General features: G+C 73.1%; 14 protein-coding genes and 1 tRNA gene. 5 read left to right on the top strand and 10 right to left on the bottom strand.

All coding sequences use genetic code 11. The features are described from left to right. Window positions 1-240: 240 nt before the first annotated feature. From ACIF9R_RS33435 to ACIF9R_RS33450, 4 genes are all read right to left on the bottom strand, one after another. On the bottom strand, window positions 241-1,041 hold the full coding sequence (locus tag ACIF9R_RS33435) for a DedA family protein (protein ID WP_399986172.1): 801 nt from the start codon (window positions 1,039-1,041) through the stop codon (window positions 241-243). An 88-nt stretch (window positions 1,042-1,129) separates the two neighbouring features. Beyond that, entirely contained in the window at window positions 1,130-1,348 is a 219-nt protein-coding gene (locus tag ACIF9R_RS33440) for a zinc ribbon domain-containing protein (protein WP_399986173.1), read from the bottom strand. Window positions 1,349-1,385: 37 nt separating this feature from the next. After that, on the bottom strand, window positions 1,386-2,831 hold the full coding sequence (locus tag ACIF9R_RS33445) for a hypothetical protein (RefSeq protein ID WP_399986174.1): 1,446 nt from the start codon (window positions 2,829-2,831) through the stop codon (window positions 1,386-1,388). Between the two features lie 71 nt (window positions 2,832-2,902). Continuing rightward, window positions 2,903-3,709, bottom strand: coding sequence for a DUF4097 family beta strand repeat-containing protein (locus tag ACIF9R_RS33450; RefSeq protein WP_399986175.1), 807 nt, complete (start codon window positions 3,707-3,709; stop codon window positions 2,903-2,905). 241 nt (window positions 3,710-3,950) lie between these two features. Between ACIF9R_RS33450 and ACIF9R_RS33455 the strand changes: the two genes are divergently transcribed. Next, window positions 3,951-4,022 (top strand) — tRNA-Val (locus tag ACIF9R_RS33455). Between the two features lie 77 nt (window positions 4,023-4,099). On the opposite strand, the gene ACIF9R_RS33460 is transcribed toward ACIF9R_RS33455, so the two are convergent. Then, window positions 4,100-4,453 carry a hypothetical protein gene (locus ACIF9R_RS33460; RefSeq protein WP_399986176.1) on the bottom strand — a complete coding sequence of 118 codons (354 nt, stop codon included), beginning with the start codon at window positions 4,451-4,453 and terminating at the stop codon, window positions 4,100-4,102. 109 nt (window positions 4,454-4,562) lie between these two features. Between ACIF9R_RS33460 and ACIF9R_RS33465 the strand changes: the two genes are divergently transcribed. Continuing rightward, window positions 4,563-4,793 carry a DUF2277 domain-containing protein gene (locus tag ACIF9R_RS33465; protein ID WP_399986177.1) on the top strand — a complete coding sequence of 77 codons (231 nt, stop codon included), beginning with the start codon at window positions 4,563-4,565 and terminating at the stop codon, window positions 4,791-4,793. A 303-nt stretch (window positions 4,794-5,096) separates the two neighbouring features. Here ACIF9R_RS33465 and ACIF9R_RS33470 read toward each other — a convergent pair whose 3' ends face one another. The 4 genes from ACIF9R_RS33470 to ACIF9R_RS33485 all read right to left on the bottom strand — a co-directional run bounded on the left by ACIF9R_RS33470 (window position 5,097) and on the right by ACIF9R_RS33485 (window position 9,064). After that, a complete protein-coding gene (locus tag ACIF9R_RS33470; protein ID WP_399986178.1) occupies window positions 5,097-5,705 on the bottom strand; it encodes a DedA family protein in 609 nt (202 codons plus the stop codon). A gap of 263 nt (window positions 5,706-5,968) precedes the next feature. Beyond that, window positions 5,969-6,424 (bottom strand): DoxX family protein, encoded by a 456-nt coding sequence (locus ACIF9R_RS33475; RefSeq protein WP_399986179.1) that lies wholly within the window; start codon window positions 6,422-6,424, stop codon window positions 5,969-5,971. Window positions 6,425-6,675: 251 nt separating this feature from the next. Next, window positions 6,676-8,328 (bottom strand): alkaline phosphatase D family protein, encoded by a 1,653-nt coding sequence (locus ACIF9R_RS33480; RefSeq protein WP_399986180.1) that lies wholly within the window; start codon window positions 8,326-8,328, stop codon window positions 6,676-6,678. 91 nt (window positions 8,329-8,419) lie between these two features. Then, a complete protein-coding gene (locus ACIF9R_RS33485) occupies window positions 8,420-9,064 on the bottom strand; it encodes an HNH endonuclease family protein (RefSeq protein WP_399986181.1) in 645 nt (214 codons plus the stop codon). Between the two features lie 448 nt (window positions 9,065-9,512). Between ACIF9R_RS33485 and ACIF9R_RS33490 the strand changes: the two genes are divergently transcribed. After that, window positions 9,513-10,094 (top strand): TMEM165/GDT1 family protein, encoded by a 582-nt coding sequence (locus ACIF9R_RS33490; protein ID WP_399986182.1) that lies wholly within the window; start codon window positions 9,513-9,515, stop codon window positions 10,092-10,094. A 205-nt stretch (window positions 10,095-10,299) separates the two neighbouring features. Continuing rightward, window positions 10,300-10,962 carry an HAD family hydrolase gene (locus tag ACIF9R_RS33495; protein ID WP_399986183.1) on the top strand — a complete coding sequence of 221 codons (663 nt, stop codon included), beginning with the start codon at window positions 10,300-10,302 and terminating at the stop codon, window positions 10,960-10,962. Window positions 10,963-11,019: 57 nt separating this feature from the next. Here the strand turns inward: ACIF9R_RS33495 and ACIF9R_RS33500 are convergent, their stop codons facing one another. After that, a complete protein-coding gene (locus ACIF9R_RS33500; protein ID WP_399986184.1) occupies window positions 11,020-12,240 on the bottom strand; it encodes a peptidoglycan-binding protein in 1,221 nt (406 codons plus the stop codon). 160 nt (window positions 12,241-12,400) lie between these two features. Here ACIF9R_RS33500 and ACIF9R_RS33505 point away from each other — a divergent pair, with 160 nt between their 5' ends. Beyond that, complete coding sequence (locus tag ACIF9R_RS33505) at window positions 12,401-14,488, top strand: DHA2 family efflux MFS transporter permease subunit (protein WP_399986185.1); 2,088 nt, start codon at window positions 12,401-12,403, stop codon at window positions 14,486-14,488. Window positions 14,489-14,494 lie beyond the last annotated feature (6 nt).

The following is a 14,494-nucleotide window of genomic DNA, read 5'->3' on the forward strand; positions in this document are numbered from 1 at the left end:
GCATGCAGGGTCCGCCGACGTCGCAGCCCACTACCGCCGTCCACCCCCGCCCGCGAGGGGCGCATCCCGTCACGGTTCGGTGGGAGCGTTTCTCCCGGCGTGGCGGCCGCTCATCCGGTGTTCCGCCGGGAGGAACGCTCCCCTCCGTCGAGCCGGGGTGGTGCCCGGCGGCCGTCGATTCGCCGGCAGCATCCCGCGCGGAGACGGCCGCGCGGGCCGGCCGCTCCGGGAGAACCGCTCTCAGCGCGCCGGGCGGTCCTGCCCCCGGCCGGTGACCTCGTAGGGGTCCGTGGCGCGGAGCCGAGGGCCGGGGCGGTCCTCCGGATGGTCCTCCTCCAGGGTGTCCGACGGGCGGGTCTCTCCGGAGTTCTGCTGCCCCTCGCGCCGCCGGCTCCCGCCCCCCGGCCGCCGCAGGCGCATGACCACGAATACCAGCACCGCCGTCGCGGCCGCCCCGAGGGCCACGTTCGAGTACGCCGTGACGACGGTCGTCACCTGCTGCCAGTTGTCGCCCAGCGCGTACCCCGCGAGCACGAACACGGTGTTCCAGATCGCGCTGCCCAGCGTGGTCAGACCGAGGAACACCGGCAGCCGCATCCGCTCCACGCCGGCCGGTACGGAGATGAGACTGCGGAAGATCGGGATCATCCGGCCGAAGAACACGGCCTTGGTCCCGTGCCGCAGGAACCACGCCTCCGTCTTCTCGATGTCGGAGATCTTCACCAGCGGCAGCCGGCCCGCGATCGCCACGGTGCGGTCCCGGCCGAGCAGCGCGCCCACCCCGTACAGGGCGAGCGCGCCGATCACCGAGCCGAGCGTGGTCCACAGCAGTACCTCGAACAGCCCCAGCCGCCCACTGCTCGCGGCGAACCCCGCCAATGGCAGGATCACCTCGCTGGGCAGCGGCGGGAAGAGGTTCTCCAGCGCGATCGCGAGGCCGGCCCCGGGGGCGCCCATGGCGTCCATGAGGGTGTTGACCCACTGCGGCCCGGCGTCCCCGATCCCGGCCGCCGTGTGCGTGAGCGCTGCGATGGCTGTCATGGCTCCACGCTAGGAACACGAAGCTGAAGGGACCCTGAAGGCGACACCCTGGAGGCGGCCCGCCGGCCGAAGCGCCTGACGGGGTCCATCAGCCGCAGCAGCCTCCGCCGCAGCAGCCGCCACCGCCGCTTGCGGACGGTGCGGGGGTCGTGGCGGTCGCGGTGCCGCCCACCGCGACCGTGGAGAGGAGCTTCACGGTGTCGTCGTGGCCCCCGGGGCAGGCCGCCGGGGCGGAGGACTCCGCCATGGGCCGGCTCAGTTCGAAGGTGTCGCCGCAGGTCCGGCAGCGGTACTCGTAACGAGGCATGGGCCCAGGTTAACCGGGACGCCCGGCAGCGCGCCGGTCACGGGGCGCCGCCGCCCCGCTCTTCGCGGATCAGGGCCACCACACGGCCCACCGTCGCCCGAACTGCTTCCGTCTCCGTCAGGAAGTGCCAGTAGTCGGGGTGGCGCCCCTGAAGTCCGGTGACCGCCCGCTCCAGCCGGGCCACGGCGTCGTCCAGGGGACGGGCGTGGCGAGGGTCGGGGGTGTTGCGGCCCGCCATCGCGAGGCGCTGGGCGTCCCGGATGGCGAAGCGGGTGCGTTCGATCTCCTGCTCGGGGTCCTTCTGTACGGCGTTCAGCCGCCGCAGCCGGTCACCCGCGGCCGACACGGCCTCGTCCGTCGTGTTCAGCAGCGCCCGCGCGGTCGCCAGCAGCGCGGTCGCGTCCGCCCAGCGCTGCTCCTCGCGGGCGGCCCTGGCCTCGGCGAGCCTGCTCTCGGCCCGGCCCACGTTCTCCGCGGCCTCGTCGGGGACGTTCTGCAGGTCCTGCCAGCAGGCGGCGGTGAAGCGGCGGCGCAGCTCGCTGAGGACCGGTTCGACCTGTCCGGAGCGGGTGGTGAGGGCCTGGGCGCGGGTGCGCAGGGAGACCAGGCGGCGGTCGATCTCGGCGGCCCGCTCCGGCAGCCGCTCGGCCTCCACGCGTACGGCCTCGGCCTCGCGCGTGACGCGCTCGGCCCGCTCCAGGGTTCCCGGCACCCCGTGCTGTCCGGCGCCCTGGTTCAGCTTGGTGAGTTCCGGGGAGAGCGTGGCGAGCCGGGTGGCGAGGTCGTCGGCCTTCAGCCCGGAGCCGCGGGCGGTGTCGAGGGCGTTCGAGGCGGCGAGCAGTGCCTGCCGGGCCCGTTCGACGGTGGGCGCGAGCCGGGCCAGCTGGGTCTCGGCCTTGCCGAGCAGCGGGCCGAGCCCGTCGGTGAACCGGTCCAGCTCCTGCTTGACCCGCCCCAGTTCCTCCTTGGCCGCCGTGAGCTCGGCGCGGGCCTGGGAGGCCGCCGACGCCTCCAGATCGTCCCGGTCCAGGTCATGGGCGTCCACGGCATTGATGTAGCGGTGGCTGGCCTCGTCGATCCGCCGGCCCAGCGCCTCGAAGTCGGACACCGCGCGGCGGGCGGCCGGGGAGGCGTCGACCGCGGTGATCGTCTCGATGGAGATCCGCAGATCGCGCTGGGCGGTGTCGAGTTCGTAGAACGCGGCCGCCGCCGCGTCCTTCGCTGCCTGCGCCTCCGCCCGCTGGTTCTCCGCCCGCCCGCCGAACCAGCGCCGGGTTCCGCCGCCGGCGAAGGCGGCGGGCAGCACCAGCGCCGCGACCAGGGGCAACGCCGCGAGGGCGAGTGCGTCCCGCAGGGCTCCGGGAGTCCGGCGTGGGCGGCGTCCCGGCGGGAGGAGAGAGCGTACGGCGCGACGCGTACGAGGCACACGCGTCCTTGACGGCGAGTACGGCCGCGCTGGTGTCGTCGCCGTCACGAGGTGCATCCCTCTCCCGTACTGTCGTCCGCCTGCCCGGTGTCATTCTCCCACCGGTGAAGGACGAACACACGGGCCCGTCAGTTCGCTGTGCGGAGCGTGAGTTTCCCGTCGCCGGTGCGGGCGGTCACCCGGTGGGAGCTGGAGTCGTCGCGCGGCACGGACACGTCCTCGGCGCCGTCACCGGTCCCGGTGTCCACCCGGTAGGTGGCCCGGGGCAGTTCGACGGTCAGGGATCCGTCGCCGCTGCGGGAGTCCACCAGGTCCGGTACGGCGCCGAGTTCGAGGTGGATCGAGCCGTCACCGCTCCGGGCGCGCACCGTGCGGGAGGAGACCTCCGCGCGCACGGATCCGTCGCCGGTGCGCAGCTCGAGGGGACCGGTGGAGTCGGTGACATGGATCGAGCCGTCCGTGGTGCGGATGCTCAGCGCGTCGCGGAAGCCCATGGCCCGCACGCTGCCGTCCTTCTCCTCGACCTTGACGGCCACCCCGTGGGGCACCTCGATGCGGTGCCTGGTCGAGCAGTCCGCGACGACGCCCGAGCACTTCTCCCGCAGCACCAGCCGGTCGCCGTCCATGGACCAGGTGGCTTTCGCGTCCGAGCCCATGACGACCGTGCCCTGGAACCAGCGGGTGACCTCGATCCGGCCCGGCGGGTTGTCGTCCGCCGCGACGATCTCGAGGGCGGATTCGTCGGAGTCGATGGTGAGGGTGCTGCCCGGCAGATCGAAGGAGCGGAGGTCGGGATCGTCGTCGTCGGCGGCCGACGACCCGCAGGCGCTCAGGCCCGCGAGCAGCACCGCGGTGGCCCCGGCGAGGGCGAGGGCACGGGCACGCCTCCGCGTGGTACGGGTCATCCGGGGCGCGGTGCGGGACGTGCGGGTCATGACGGTCTCCCCCTGGGACGGACGGCGGCGCGCGGCAGCGTGTTCGAGCGTTCTTCGAGCGTAAGGACGGGGGGTCCGGCGGGGGATCCGGGCCACTACCGGATCCGGGGTGGGGATATCCCCCGGGGGAACCCTGAGAGGGTCGCCGTCCGGACCCCCGCGGGAGCCGGCTCGGGTGTGCCGGTCCCTGCCACGGGCCATGTAGGCTGTCGACTCGACCTGGGCACGTGGCCCGGGTCCCGGGTGCGTAGCTCAGGGGTAGAGCGCCTGCCTTACAAGCAGGATGTCGGCGGTTCGAAACCGTCCGCGCCCACCGCGCCCGACGGCCCCCGGAGACGGACTCTCCGGGGGCCGTCGTCGTCCTGTCTGCCGCCCTGCCGCCCTGCCGCCCTACGGGGACTCCTCCGCGTCCGGTGCGGCGTCCTCGTGGGCGTGCTTGAGCCGGGAGCGGGCGTGGATCCTGTCGTGGCCGGTGACCGTGGCCCAGTAGCGGTGGGTGCTGACGAACACCGCGAGCTCGTGCTCCCGCCGTCTGAGCTTCTCCACCTCGGCCTGTTCGTCCTCGGTCCAGCCCGGCGAGGCGGGGCGCTCGATCTTGCGCCAGCCGGTGTCGTCGCTGAACCCGTCAAGGGGTTCGACCGACCAGGGGAGCCGCTTCAGCAGGGCCGACAACTCGGCCCTGACCTGATGCAGTTCCTCCTGACCGGCGAGGAGGTCACTCGGAAAGTCATAGGTCGCAGCCACGGTGCAATGATACGCCTGTTCGATTTTGAGTGGCGAGTTACCCGTGGGTGTTCCGCCGGGATTCATTCGTCCGTGGCCGTCCGCGGGCCCCGCGCGTCAGACTGGGGGCATGTGCCGGAGTATCAAGACCCTGCGTCCGCCCGTACAGCCGGAGGAGGCCACGGAGGAGGAGATCCGGGCCGCCGCCCTGCAGTACGTGAGGAAGGTGTCCGGCTTCCGGGCGCCGGCCGCGCACAATCGCGAGGTGTTCGAACGGGCGGTGGACGCGGTGGCGGAGGCGACCGCGGAGTTGCTGGCGGGGCTGGAAGTACGCGGGAGCGCTGCGCGGCAGGCAGGGTAGTCGTTGCGGAGCCGGAGCCGGAGCCGGAGCCGGAGCCGGAGCGAGCCCGAGCCCGGACCCGAGCCCGAGCCCGAGAGCCCGAGCCCGTTGGGCTGGGCGGGGGGTGTTGCGCAGCCCGGCGTTTGCGGGGTGCCGCCGCGCCCACCCGTGCCGCCCCAGCGGCACGACTGCCCGCGGTCGGGCGGACAGGGTGCCTGCGGTCGGGTGGGCAGGGTGCCTGCGGTCGGGTGGGCAGGGTGCTCGCGGTCGGGTGGGCAGGGTGCCTGCGGTCGGGTGGCAGGGTGCTCGCGGGTGGGGCGGGGGCTAGGAGGCTTCTGAGGGGTGGGGGAGGGGGCGGCGGCGCATCAGGAAGCCCGCGCCCGCGCCCGCCGCGAACAGCGCGCCCACCGATACCGCCGTGGCCAGCCAGGTCGCGCCCAGCCAGGCCGCGCCGAAGTAGCCGAGAGCCACGCTGTACCCGGCCCAGGACAGCCCCGCCAGCGCCGACCAGGGCAGGAAGTCGCGGGCGCGATGACGGGCCGCGCCGGCGCCGAGGGAGACCACCGAGCGGCCGGCCGGGGCGAAGCGGGCGAGGACGACCAGGGCGCCGCCGCCCCGGGCCAGCGCCGCGCCGAGACGTTCCTGCGCCCTGGTCAGCCGCCGGCTGCGGGCGATGGCGCGGTCCAGACGGGCGCCGCCGCGCCAGGCGAGGCGGTACGCCACCAGGTCGCCGAGGACGGACGCGGTGGCGGCGCAGAGGGTCAGCACCAGAATGTCGGGTACGCCGGCCGCCGTGCCGGCCGCCGCCGCCGTGGCCGCGGTGATCACCAGTACGCCGCTGGGCAGGACCGGGAGGAACACGTCGAGCAGGACCGACAGGGCCACCACCACGTAGATCCATGGGCTGCCCACCAGCGACCCCACACTTTCCACCCGAAACTCCCCGTAGCGCCCCCGTGCGGCCGGCCCCGGCCGCGCTGTCGCGGAGGGGGCGGCAGGAGTGGCAGAAGTGTGGCCGATGACAGCCATACAGCGTACGCCCGGTAAGTGACGGAAAGGTCACGGGGGGTCCGTGCCCCCGATACCCGGAGTTTCCGCTCGCGTCGTCACCCGTCCCGTGAGGTGACGAGCGGTGCCCTCCCCGGCGTGATCGGGGGGAGGGCACCGCACGGTCGGTCAGGGACGGCCGGTGTCGGTCAGGCCGTCACCGGCGTGTGCTCCGCCGGCCGCGAGGCGTCCGGGGACGACGGGCGCCTGGCGAACAGGCGGTCCAGGCCGAAGGCGCCGGAGCCGGTGAACACCAGCAGGAGCATGGCCCAGCAGTACATGGCCGCGCCCTCGCCGTTGTTCTCGATCGGCCACAGTGCCTCGGGCTGGTGGACCTTGAAGTACGCGTACGCCATCGCGCCGGACGAGATGAACGCCGCCGCCCGGGTGCCGAGGCCGAGCAGGACCAGGCTGCCGCCGACGAGTTCGATCACGGCCGCGTACCAGCCCGGCCAGGTGCCGGTCCCGACGGTGCCGCCGTTGCCGTCGACGCCGCCGAGCAGGCCCAGCAGGGACACGGCGCCGTGGCAGGCGAAGAGCAGGCCGACGACCATGCGGAACAGTCCCAGCGCGTACGGCTGGGCGCTGTTGAGCCGTCCAGTCATGTGGGGGTCTCCTTCGGTCAGGCCGGCCCCCGGACGGGGCCGGTCCGGGGGACGGAACCGAGTCGGATTCCCACGCTAGGAGCGCCTCACTCTTACTTGCAAGTTCAACATTCGGCCACGGGTCGGAGCCCTTCAGGCTGTGCGAACGCCCGCCAGTCGCACGTCAGTGCGGCCCTCGTCACGCCCCCGTGCCCGAGGGCGTGACCGAATCCGCACCTTGCTGCACAGGTGCCTCACAGGTGCCTTCGGACTCATCGGCTCAGCCGGGTCTCCGACACCGTCCCGAGCCGTGCCCCGGTCTCCTCCCGCCGCGCGTGCTCCAGCCGCAGCACCGCCGAACGCCCGTGTGCCGTCAGGGTCATGAGCTGGTTGCCGAACCACGGCCCGCCCGTCCTGCGCCAGCCCACCGCGGGACGGCCCAGTCCGCCGTGCCGTGCGAACACCCTTCCGAGTCCTCGCGCGGCGGCGCTCCACCCGAATCGGAAGCCGAGCTTGATCGACAGCGGAATGGAGTTGTGCACCGGGGAACAGGTCAGCTGCACCACCCGGGCGTCCGGCACCGTACGCCCGGGCCAGCTCGGCTCGGCGACATAGGCGTGGTGGACGTCTCCGGAGAGCACGCACACCGTCGCCGGCGCCTCCGGCCCCGTACCGGCCTCGGCGATCAGCTCCGCCAGTGCGTCGAACGACTCCGGGAAGGCCGACCAGTGCTCCAGGTCCGCCGCGCGCCGCAGCTTCTCGCCGAACCGTGCCCAGCGCGGGCCCTTGTCGCCCCGGCACAGCGCGGAGCACCATGCCTCGGCGTCGTGCACCAGAGGGGGGAGCAGCCAGGGCAGCGACGTACCGATCAGCAGATGGTCGTAGGAGCCGCGCCCGTCGAGTGCCTGGTCGCGCACCCAGGCGGCCTCGGCCGGGTCCAGCATGGAGCGCCGGCCCTCCTCCAGGACGCGGGCCGCGCGGCTGTCCACCATCACCAGGCGCACCCGGCCGAAGTCGCGCCGGTAGCTCCAGCGCACGGCGGTCGCGTCCGCCTCGGCCTCGGAGGCGAAGGCGCGCAGCGCGTCGGTGCCGTCGGGGCGCTCCCGTACGGCGGCGTAGAGCGGGTCGGCCTCCAGTTCGGCGGGGGAGAGGTTGCCGAGGTGCTGGTGCACCCAGTACGACATCAGCCCGCTGAGCAGCCGCTCCCGCCACCACGACGTGGCGCGCATGTCCTCGACCCAGGAGGCCGAGGTGTTCCAGTCGTCGATCACGTCGTGGTCGTCGAAGATCATGCAGCTGGGCACGGTGGACAGCAGCCAGCGCACCTGGGGATCGAGCCAGGACTCGTAGTAGAGGTGCGTGTACTCCTCGTAGTCGGCCACCTGGATGCCCGGCGGTACGTCCAGGTCGCGGCGGGCGGCGAGCCACCGCTGCGTGGCGTCGGACGTCTCGTCGGCGTACACCTGGTCCCCGAGGAGCAGCAGGACGTCGGGCCGCTCACCGGCCGGGTCGGCGGCGATGCGCCGGGCCAGGGCGTCCAGCGCGTCCGGGCCGACGGGATCGGGCTCCCCGGTGGGCGGGGAGGCCCAGCGGCAGGAGCCGAAGGCCACACGCGTCCGGTCGTCCGGCCCCGGGGTGGCGATCACGGAGGGCGGGAACGACGGGAAGGGGTCCTGGGGCAGCGGCCACACCCGTGTGTCGTCGAGGAAGACCTCGTACGGGGTGGCCGTGCCCGGGGTGAGGCCGGTGACCTGGACGAGGGCGTAGTGGTGCCCCCCGACCTGGAAGGTGCCGGACCTCCCGCCTGCCCCGTTTCCGCCGGGGCAGCGCACCTCGACGGTGCCCGGGCGGGCGGTCTCGACCCAGACGGTCGCTGACGAGCCGTCGACGTACCTCAGCAGTGGTCCGAGCCGCAGTCCGGCCATGATGACCCACCCCTTCCTCCGTCGCCCCGTACGGTACGCAGCGACGGAGGCCGCCGGGGAGATTTGTGCACCCGGCGGTGCGCCCGGCGGGTCAGCAGTTGGCCAGGTACCCCTGCAGGGCGGACTTCTCGGACGAGTCGACCGACAGGTCGTAGTAGTACTTCACTTGCACCCAGGCCCGGACGTACGTGCAGCGGTAGGCCGTGCGCGACGGCATCCAGGTGGCGGGGTCCTGATCGCCCTTGGACTGGTTGACGTTGTCGGTGACGGCGAGGAGCTGCGGGCGGGTCCGGTCGTTGGCGAAGGCCTGGCGCTGCGACGTGGTCCAGGAACCGGCACCGGAGTCCCAGGCCTCCGCGAGCGGCACGAGGTGGTCGATGTCGACGTCGGAGGCGGCGGACCAGGTGGCGCCGTCGTACGGGGAGTACCAGCTGCCGCTGGTGGCGGCGCAGGAGGAGTTGGTGACGACGTTCGTGCCGTCCCGCTTGAGGATCGTCTCGCGGGTGTTGCAGGTGCCGCTGACGGTGATCCAGTGCGGGAACAGGTCACGGTCGTAGCCGGTGCGGCTCTCGGTGCGCACGGGCAGGGCGGCGAGGTAGCTGCGGGCGGTGGCGGCGCTGACCGGGGTGGGGAGGGCGGCGGAGGCGGCCGGGGCGTTGAACAGGCCGACGGAGGCTATGAGTCCGGTGAGCGCCGCGGCTATGCTGAGCCGTCGACGCGCGTAGAACTTCGACATGCGAACTCCCTTGTGGAGTGGGGCCGTTGGCGTGCGAGCAGGGGAATGCTCGCCGCGCCGCGTTGCGGGGAGGGGTGGATCCGGTAAGAAGTTAATGACGCGGGCATGACACGTCTATGGTTCGGGTGTGAATCTTCCGCGCACGAGGGGGCGTACGCGGTAGCCGCGGTGGCCGGCGCGGGTGTCACGGAGGTCGGTGCGGGTGTCACGTACCATGGACGGCGCAGAAGGGGAGTAGCCCTACGCCGGACCGTCGACATACTGCTCAGCCCGCCTGGGCCGGCGCCCGGAGGCAGGCCTCACAGGGTGGGGCAGGCCGGCGAGACCTTCGGCAAGCAGTGCACGCCCGTGTCCGACGGCACGGGCGCCGTGTGTGCTGCCGTGCCGAGGTGTCCCGCGCGATCGCACCGCACTCTCGGTGGGGCAGTCCCGACCGATTGAGGAACCGTTGATCAGCCTGACCGTGACGGCCGTCGTCTTCGGCGTCGTCTTCCTCGCCGAACTGCCGGACAAGACCGCCCTCGCCGGCCTCGTCCTCGGCACCCGCTACCGCGCCTCCTACGTCTTCGCCGGTGTCGCCGCCGCCTTCGCGCTGCATGTCGCGCTGGCGGTGGCGGCCGGCAGTGTGCTCACGCTGCTGCCGCAGCAGATCGTGCACGCCGTCACGGGCGTGCTCTTCCTGGGCGGCGCGGCGATGCTGCTGCTCAAGAAGGACGAGGACGAGGAAGAGGTCCGCAAGCCGGAGAACCAGAGCTTCTGGAAGGTCTCCGGGGCGGGTTTCATGCTGATCCTCGTCGCCGAGTTCGGCGATCTGACACAGATCATGACGGCCAACCTCGCCGCCCGCTACGACGACCCGCTCTCCGTCGGTCTGGGCGCGGTGCTCGCGCTGTGGTCGGTGGCCGGGCTGGGCATCGTCGGCGGGAAGGCGCTGATGAAGCGGGTTCCGCTGAAGCTGATCACGCAGATCGCGGCGCTGCTGATGCTGGGGCTCGGGGTGTGGAGCCTCTGGGAGGCGGTCACCGCCTGACGTCCGCCGTCCCGGGCCCGGAACGGGTCACGGCGGGCCGAAGTGCCGGTGAACGCTCGGCGAAGGCGGTGGCGGGAACCCGGCCCCGTTTTGTACCGTGGATGAACAAAGTGGCTCCCGCCCGTTCTCCCTGACCGGCGGGCGGGGCCGCCTTGGTCCCCGCCCCGTACCCGGGGGCACGTCCCGCACCGCCTTGGAGTTGCCGATGACGGCCACCGCCGTACTCACCGCCCGCGCCCTCCTGCTGGACATGGACGGCACCCTCGTCAACTCCGACGCCGCCGTCGAACGCGTCTGGCGGCGCTGGGCCGACCGGAACGGGCTCGACGGCGACGAGGTCATGAAGGTCGTGCACGGCCGCCAGGGCTACGCCTCGATGGCCCTGCTGCTGCCCGACCGCCCCATGGAGCAGAACCACGCCGACAACGCCCGCATGCTCGCCGAGGAGACCGCCGACACCGAGGGCGTCGTCCCGATACCGGGCGCCCGCGACTTCCTCGCCTCCCTCACCGGCCTGCCGCACGCCCTCGTGACGTCCGCCGACGTCGCCCTGTCCACGGCACGGATGGCCGCCGCCGGGCTGCCCCGGCCCGACGTCCGGGTGACGGCGGAGTCCGTCGGCGCGAGTAAGCCCGACCCTGAGGGTTTCCTGAAGGCCGCGGCCGAACTGGGCGTCGCGCCGGCCGACTGCGTGGTCTTCGAGGATTCCGGCGCCGGCATCGCGGCAGGCCGGGCGGCCGGCATGCGCGTCGTGGGCATCGGCCCCCGCGCCGGCTTCCACGCCCCGGACGCGGTCGTACGCGACCTGACCCAGGTACGGGTGGACCCCGCCCCGGACGGCACGATCCGCCTGCGTCTCACGCGGTAGGCAGGCGGGGACGGGGAGCGCTTGGAGCCGGGGCCCGGGGCTCGCGCTCCCCGTGAACTACGCTCCCCCGGTCTCCGCTTCCAGCCGGGCCCGGGTCTGGGGGCCGTACACGCCCGGTTCCTCGTGGATTCCGCGGTACCACTGGAAGTGGCGCACGGCGTCTTCCACGCGGCGGGTGAAACGGCCGTGGATGTCGTCGTGGTACAGGTACACCTGCTGCAGACGCTGCTGGAGTTCGACGACCTCCGGGCCGCTGTCCCCGCGGCGCAGCACCGGGGCGACGCCGCCGGGGTCGTCCCCGTCCGTGTCCTCGGGGGGACCCGCGGCCGGGGAGGGTGGCGTCGTCGCCGGGGACGGCTCGGCCGGGGCCGACGGGGTCGGCGAGGTGCTGGACTCCGAGGGCGACGGCGAGGCCGACGTGTTCGCGCTCGCGCTCGCGGACGGGGAGTCCGACGGCGAGGCGGACGCCGTCGGTGAGGCGGCGGACGACGCACTGGCCGTCGGCTCCGCGGACGGGGCGCCGGACGACGCGTCCGGAACGCCCGCCCGCACCTCCTCCGGTGCCGCACCACTGCGGGTCGGCGTCTCGTAGGAGAACATGCCGCTCGCCCACCCGGCCGCCCCCACCACGGTGACGACGGCCCCCGCGACCGCGAACAGCACCCCGCGCCGCCGCCGGCGCGCCGCCGCCCCGCCGGGATCCCCCGCCCCCGGGCCCGCGGACCCGGGCCCCGGCGCGCCGGGGACGCGCCCGATCGGCCGGGTTCCGTCGAACAGGTTCAGGTCCGTGGTGCTCGGCGGGGTCGCCCCCGCACCCAGGGGCGTCGGCAGGACGGACGTCGCGTCCGCCCCCTCGGGTGCCGCCTCCGGCGGGAGGGCGCGCAAGGCCATCGTCTCGTCGGGTGACGCCTCCGCCGGGAGGGCGCGCAACGCCATGGTCTCGTCGGGTGCCCCCTCCGGCGGGACGGCGCGCAAGGCCATCGTCTCGTCGGGCGCCCCCGAGGCGCCTTGCCCCTCCGCGGACGGGCCGGTGTCCGCGGGCGCGCCCGCATCCGGCTGCTCCCGCACCCCGTCCGGCGTACTCCGCGTGCTCTTCCCGTCGAGTTCGACATACGGCCGGATGCGCAGCGGATCGAAGTCCTCCGCCGCCGCGGCCTCCGCCGTACGGGCGTCGCGCAGGGCTTCGGACGCACGCAGTGTGCAGGCGCAGGACGGCGTGTTGTCCCGGTGCCTGGGCGCACCGCACTCCGGGCACGGGTTTCCGTTCGGCTGTTCCACGTGTGGTCCCTCCCCTCGCGAACTCCAGAGATTATGCAGATCTTCTTCACAGCCCGGTCCGCGCGCCCCCGGAATACGAACTTCCGTCAGGAACTCAACAGGCCATAACAGGTCACACCGATCACGATGGTGGTGGAAACGAGAACCTGTGGAGGTCTTCATGGCCGGCGACGCGCACGGTACGGGGCCGAAGGCGAGCGACGCGCAGCCCGCACTCCGCGCCGGACCGCCGGCCGCCGGCGGCGGCCGCGACCAGGTGTCGGGCAACGTCCTCTTCTCGATCGGCGCCCTGCTGCTCGGCCTGCTGCTCGCCGCCCTCGACCAGACCATCGTGTCCACTGCCCTGCCCACCATCGTCAGCGACCTGGGCGGCCTGGAGCACCTCTCCTGGGTGGTCACCGCCTATCTGCTGGCCTCCACCGCCGCGACCCCCCTGTGGGGAAAGCTCGGCGACCAGTACGGACGCAAGCGCCTCTTCCAACTCGCCGTCGTCATCTTCCTGGTGGGGTCCGCTCTGTGCGGCGCCGCGCAGGACATGCCGCAGCTGATCGGCTTCCGCGCGCTCCAGGGACTGGGCGGCGGCGGGCTGATCGTGCTGTCGATGGCCATCGTCGGCGACCTCGTACCACCCCGCGAACGCGGCCGGTACCAGGGCCTGTTCGGGGCCGTGTTCGGCACGACGAGCGTGCTCGGGCCGCTGGTCGGCGGACTGTTCACCCAACACTGGAGCTGGCGCTGGGTGTTCTACATCAACGTGCCCGTCGGCATCGTCGCGCTCGCCGTGATCGCGGCGGTGCTGCACATCCCGCGCAGGTCGGCCAAGCACGTCATCGACTACCTCGGTACCCTCCTCATCGCCTCCGTCGCCATCTGCCTGGTGCTGGTCGCCTCCCTCGGCGGCACCACCTGGGCCTGGGCATCGCCGCAGATCATCGGGCTCGCGGTGCTCGGGGCCGTCCTCGTCGTCGCCTTCGTGGCCGTGGAACGCCGGGCCGCCGAGCCCGTCCTGCCGCTGAAGCTGTTCGGGGTGCGCACCTTCACGCTGTCCGCCGTGATCAGCTTCGTCGTCGGCTTCGCCATGTTCGGAGCGCTGACGTACCTGCCGACCTTTCTCCAGGTGGTCCACGGGATCACCCCCACCATGTCCGGCGTGCACATGCTGCCGATGGTGGCCGGCATGCTGCTGGCGTCCACCGGCTCCGGACAGATCGTCAGCCGCACCGGCCGCTGGAAGGTGTTCCCGGTCACGGGCACCGCCGTCACCGTCGTCGGACTGCTGCTGCTCCACCAGCTCGACGCGAACAGCTCCACGGCGGTGATGAGTGCCTTCTTCTTCGTCTTCGGCTTCGGACTCGGCCTGGTGATGCAGGTCCTGGTGCTGATCGTGCAGAACGCCGTCTCCTACGAGGATCTGGGTGTCGCCACCTCCGGCGCGACCTTCTTCCGCTCCATCGGCGCCTCGTTCGGTGTCGCCGTCTTCGGCGCGATCTTCGCGAGCGGCCTCGGTGACCAGCTCACGGCCGCCTTCCGCGGCGCACAGCTCCCGCCCGGCGTCTCCATCGAGACGCTGGAGGCCGACCCGCGCAGCATCGCCGCCCTGCCGCCGCCACTGCGGCCCCCGGCGCTCGACGCCTACTCGACCGCCATCACCGACGTCTTCCTGTACGCCGTACCGTTCGCCCTGGCCGGCTTCGTGCTGGCCTGGTTCCTCAAGGAGGACCGGCTGCGCGCCTCGGTCACCGCGCCCGACGTGACCGAGACCCTCGCCAGCAACCCCGTGGAGCGTTCCTCGTACGACGAGGTGTGCCGTGCGCTGTCGGTGCTCGGCACCCGCGAGGGACGGCGCGAGATCTACCGGATGATCACCGATCGTGCGGGCTACGACCTGCTGCCCGCGGCGAGCTGGCTGCTGCTGCGGATGCGCAGACACGGTTCGGTCGAACCGGCCCGGCTCGCCGAGCGCCACCCGGTACCGCTGAACGTCGTCCTGGAGGCCACCCGCCAGGTCGAGATCCGGCACCTCGCCGTGCGCAGGGGGCTCGACATGGTGCTGACCGACGAGGGCCGCGAGGTGAGCGAGCGGCTGGCGCGTGCCCGTGAGGAGTCCCTGGCCGAACTGCTGGGCGACTGGTGGGGACCGGACCGTCCGACCGACCTGGTGCGGCTGGTGCACGAGCTGAACGACGAACTGTGCGGATCGAACGGCGAACGCCCACAGGACGAACGCGCGGCGACCCCCACGGGCTGAGCCGGG

Source organism: Streptomyces sp. NPDC086080 (assembly GCF_044540255.1).
In the GTDB taxonomy this organism is placed as follows: domain Bacteria; phylum Actinomycetota; class Actinomycetes; order Streptomycetales; family Streptomycetaceae; genus Streptomyces.

Excerpts from the sequence above, each read along its gene's own strand:
- ACIF9R_RS33435 (WP_399986172.1), bottom strand. The coding sequence starts at position 1,041 with ATGACAGCCATCGCAGCGCTCACGCACACGGCGGCCGGGATCGGGGAC.
- ACIF9R_RS33440 (WP_399986173.1), bottom strand. The coding sequence starts at position 1,348 with ATGCCTCGTTACGAGTACCGCTGCCGGACCTGCGGCGACACCTTCGAA.
- ACIF9R_RS33445 (WP_399986174.1), bottom strand. The coding sequence starts at position 2,831 with ATGCACCTCGTGACGGCGACGACACCAGCGCGGCCGTACTCGCCGTCA.
- ACIF9R_RS33450 (WP_399986175.1), bottom strand. The coding sequence starts at position 3,709 with ATGACCCGCACGTCCCGCACCGCGCCCCGGATGACCCGTACCACGCGG.
- ACIF9R_RS33465 (WP_399986177.1), top strand. The coding sequence starts at position 4,563 with ATGTGCCGGAGTATCAAGACCCTGCGTCCGCCCGTACAGCCGGAGGAG.
- ACIF9R_RS33475 (WP_399986179.1), bottom strand. The coding sequence starts at position 6,424 with ATGACTGGACGGCTCAACAGCGCCCAGCCGTACGCGCTGGGACTGTTC.
- ACIF9R_RS33480 (WP_399986180.1), bottom strand. The coding sequence starts at position 8,328 with ATGGCCGGACTGCGGCTCGGACCACTGCTGAGGTACGTCGACGGCTCG.
- ACIF9R_RS33485 (WP_399986181.1), bottom strand. The coding sequence starts at position 9,064 with ATGTCGAAGTTCTACGCGCGTCGACGGCTCAGCATAGCCGCGGCGCTC.
- ACIF9R_RS33495 (WP_399986183.1), top strand. The coding sequence starts at position 10,300 with ATGACGGCCACCGCCGTACTCACCGCCCGCGCCCTCCTGCTGGACATG.
- ACIF9R_RS33505 (WP_399986185.1), top strand. The coding sequence starts at position 12,401 with ATGGCCGGCGACGCGCACGGTACGGGGCCGAAGGCGAGCGACGCGCAG.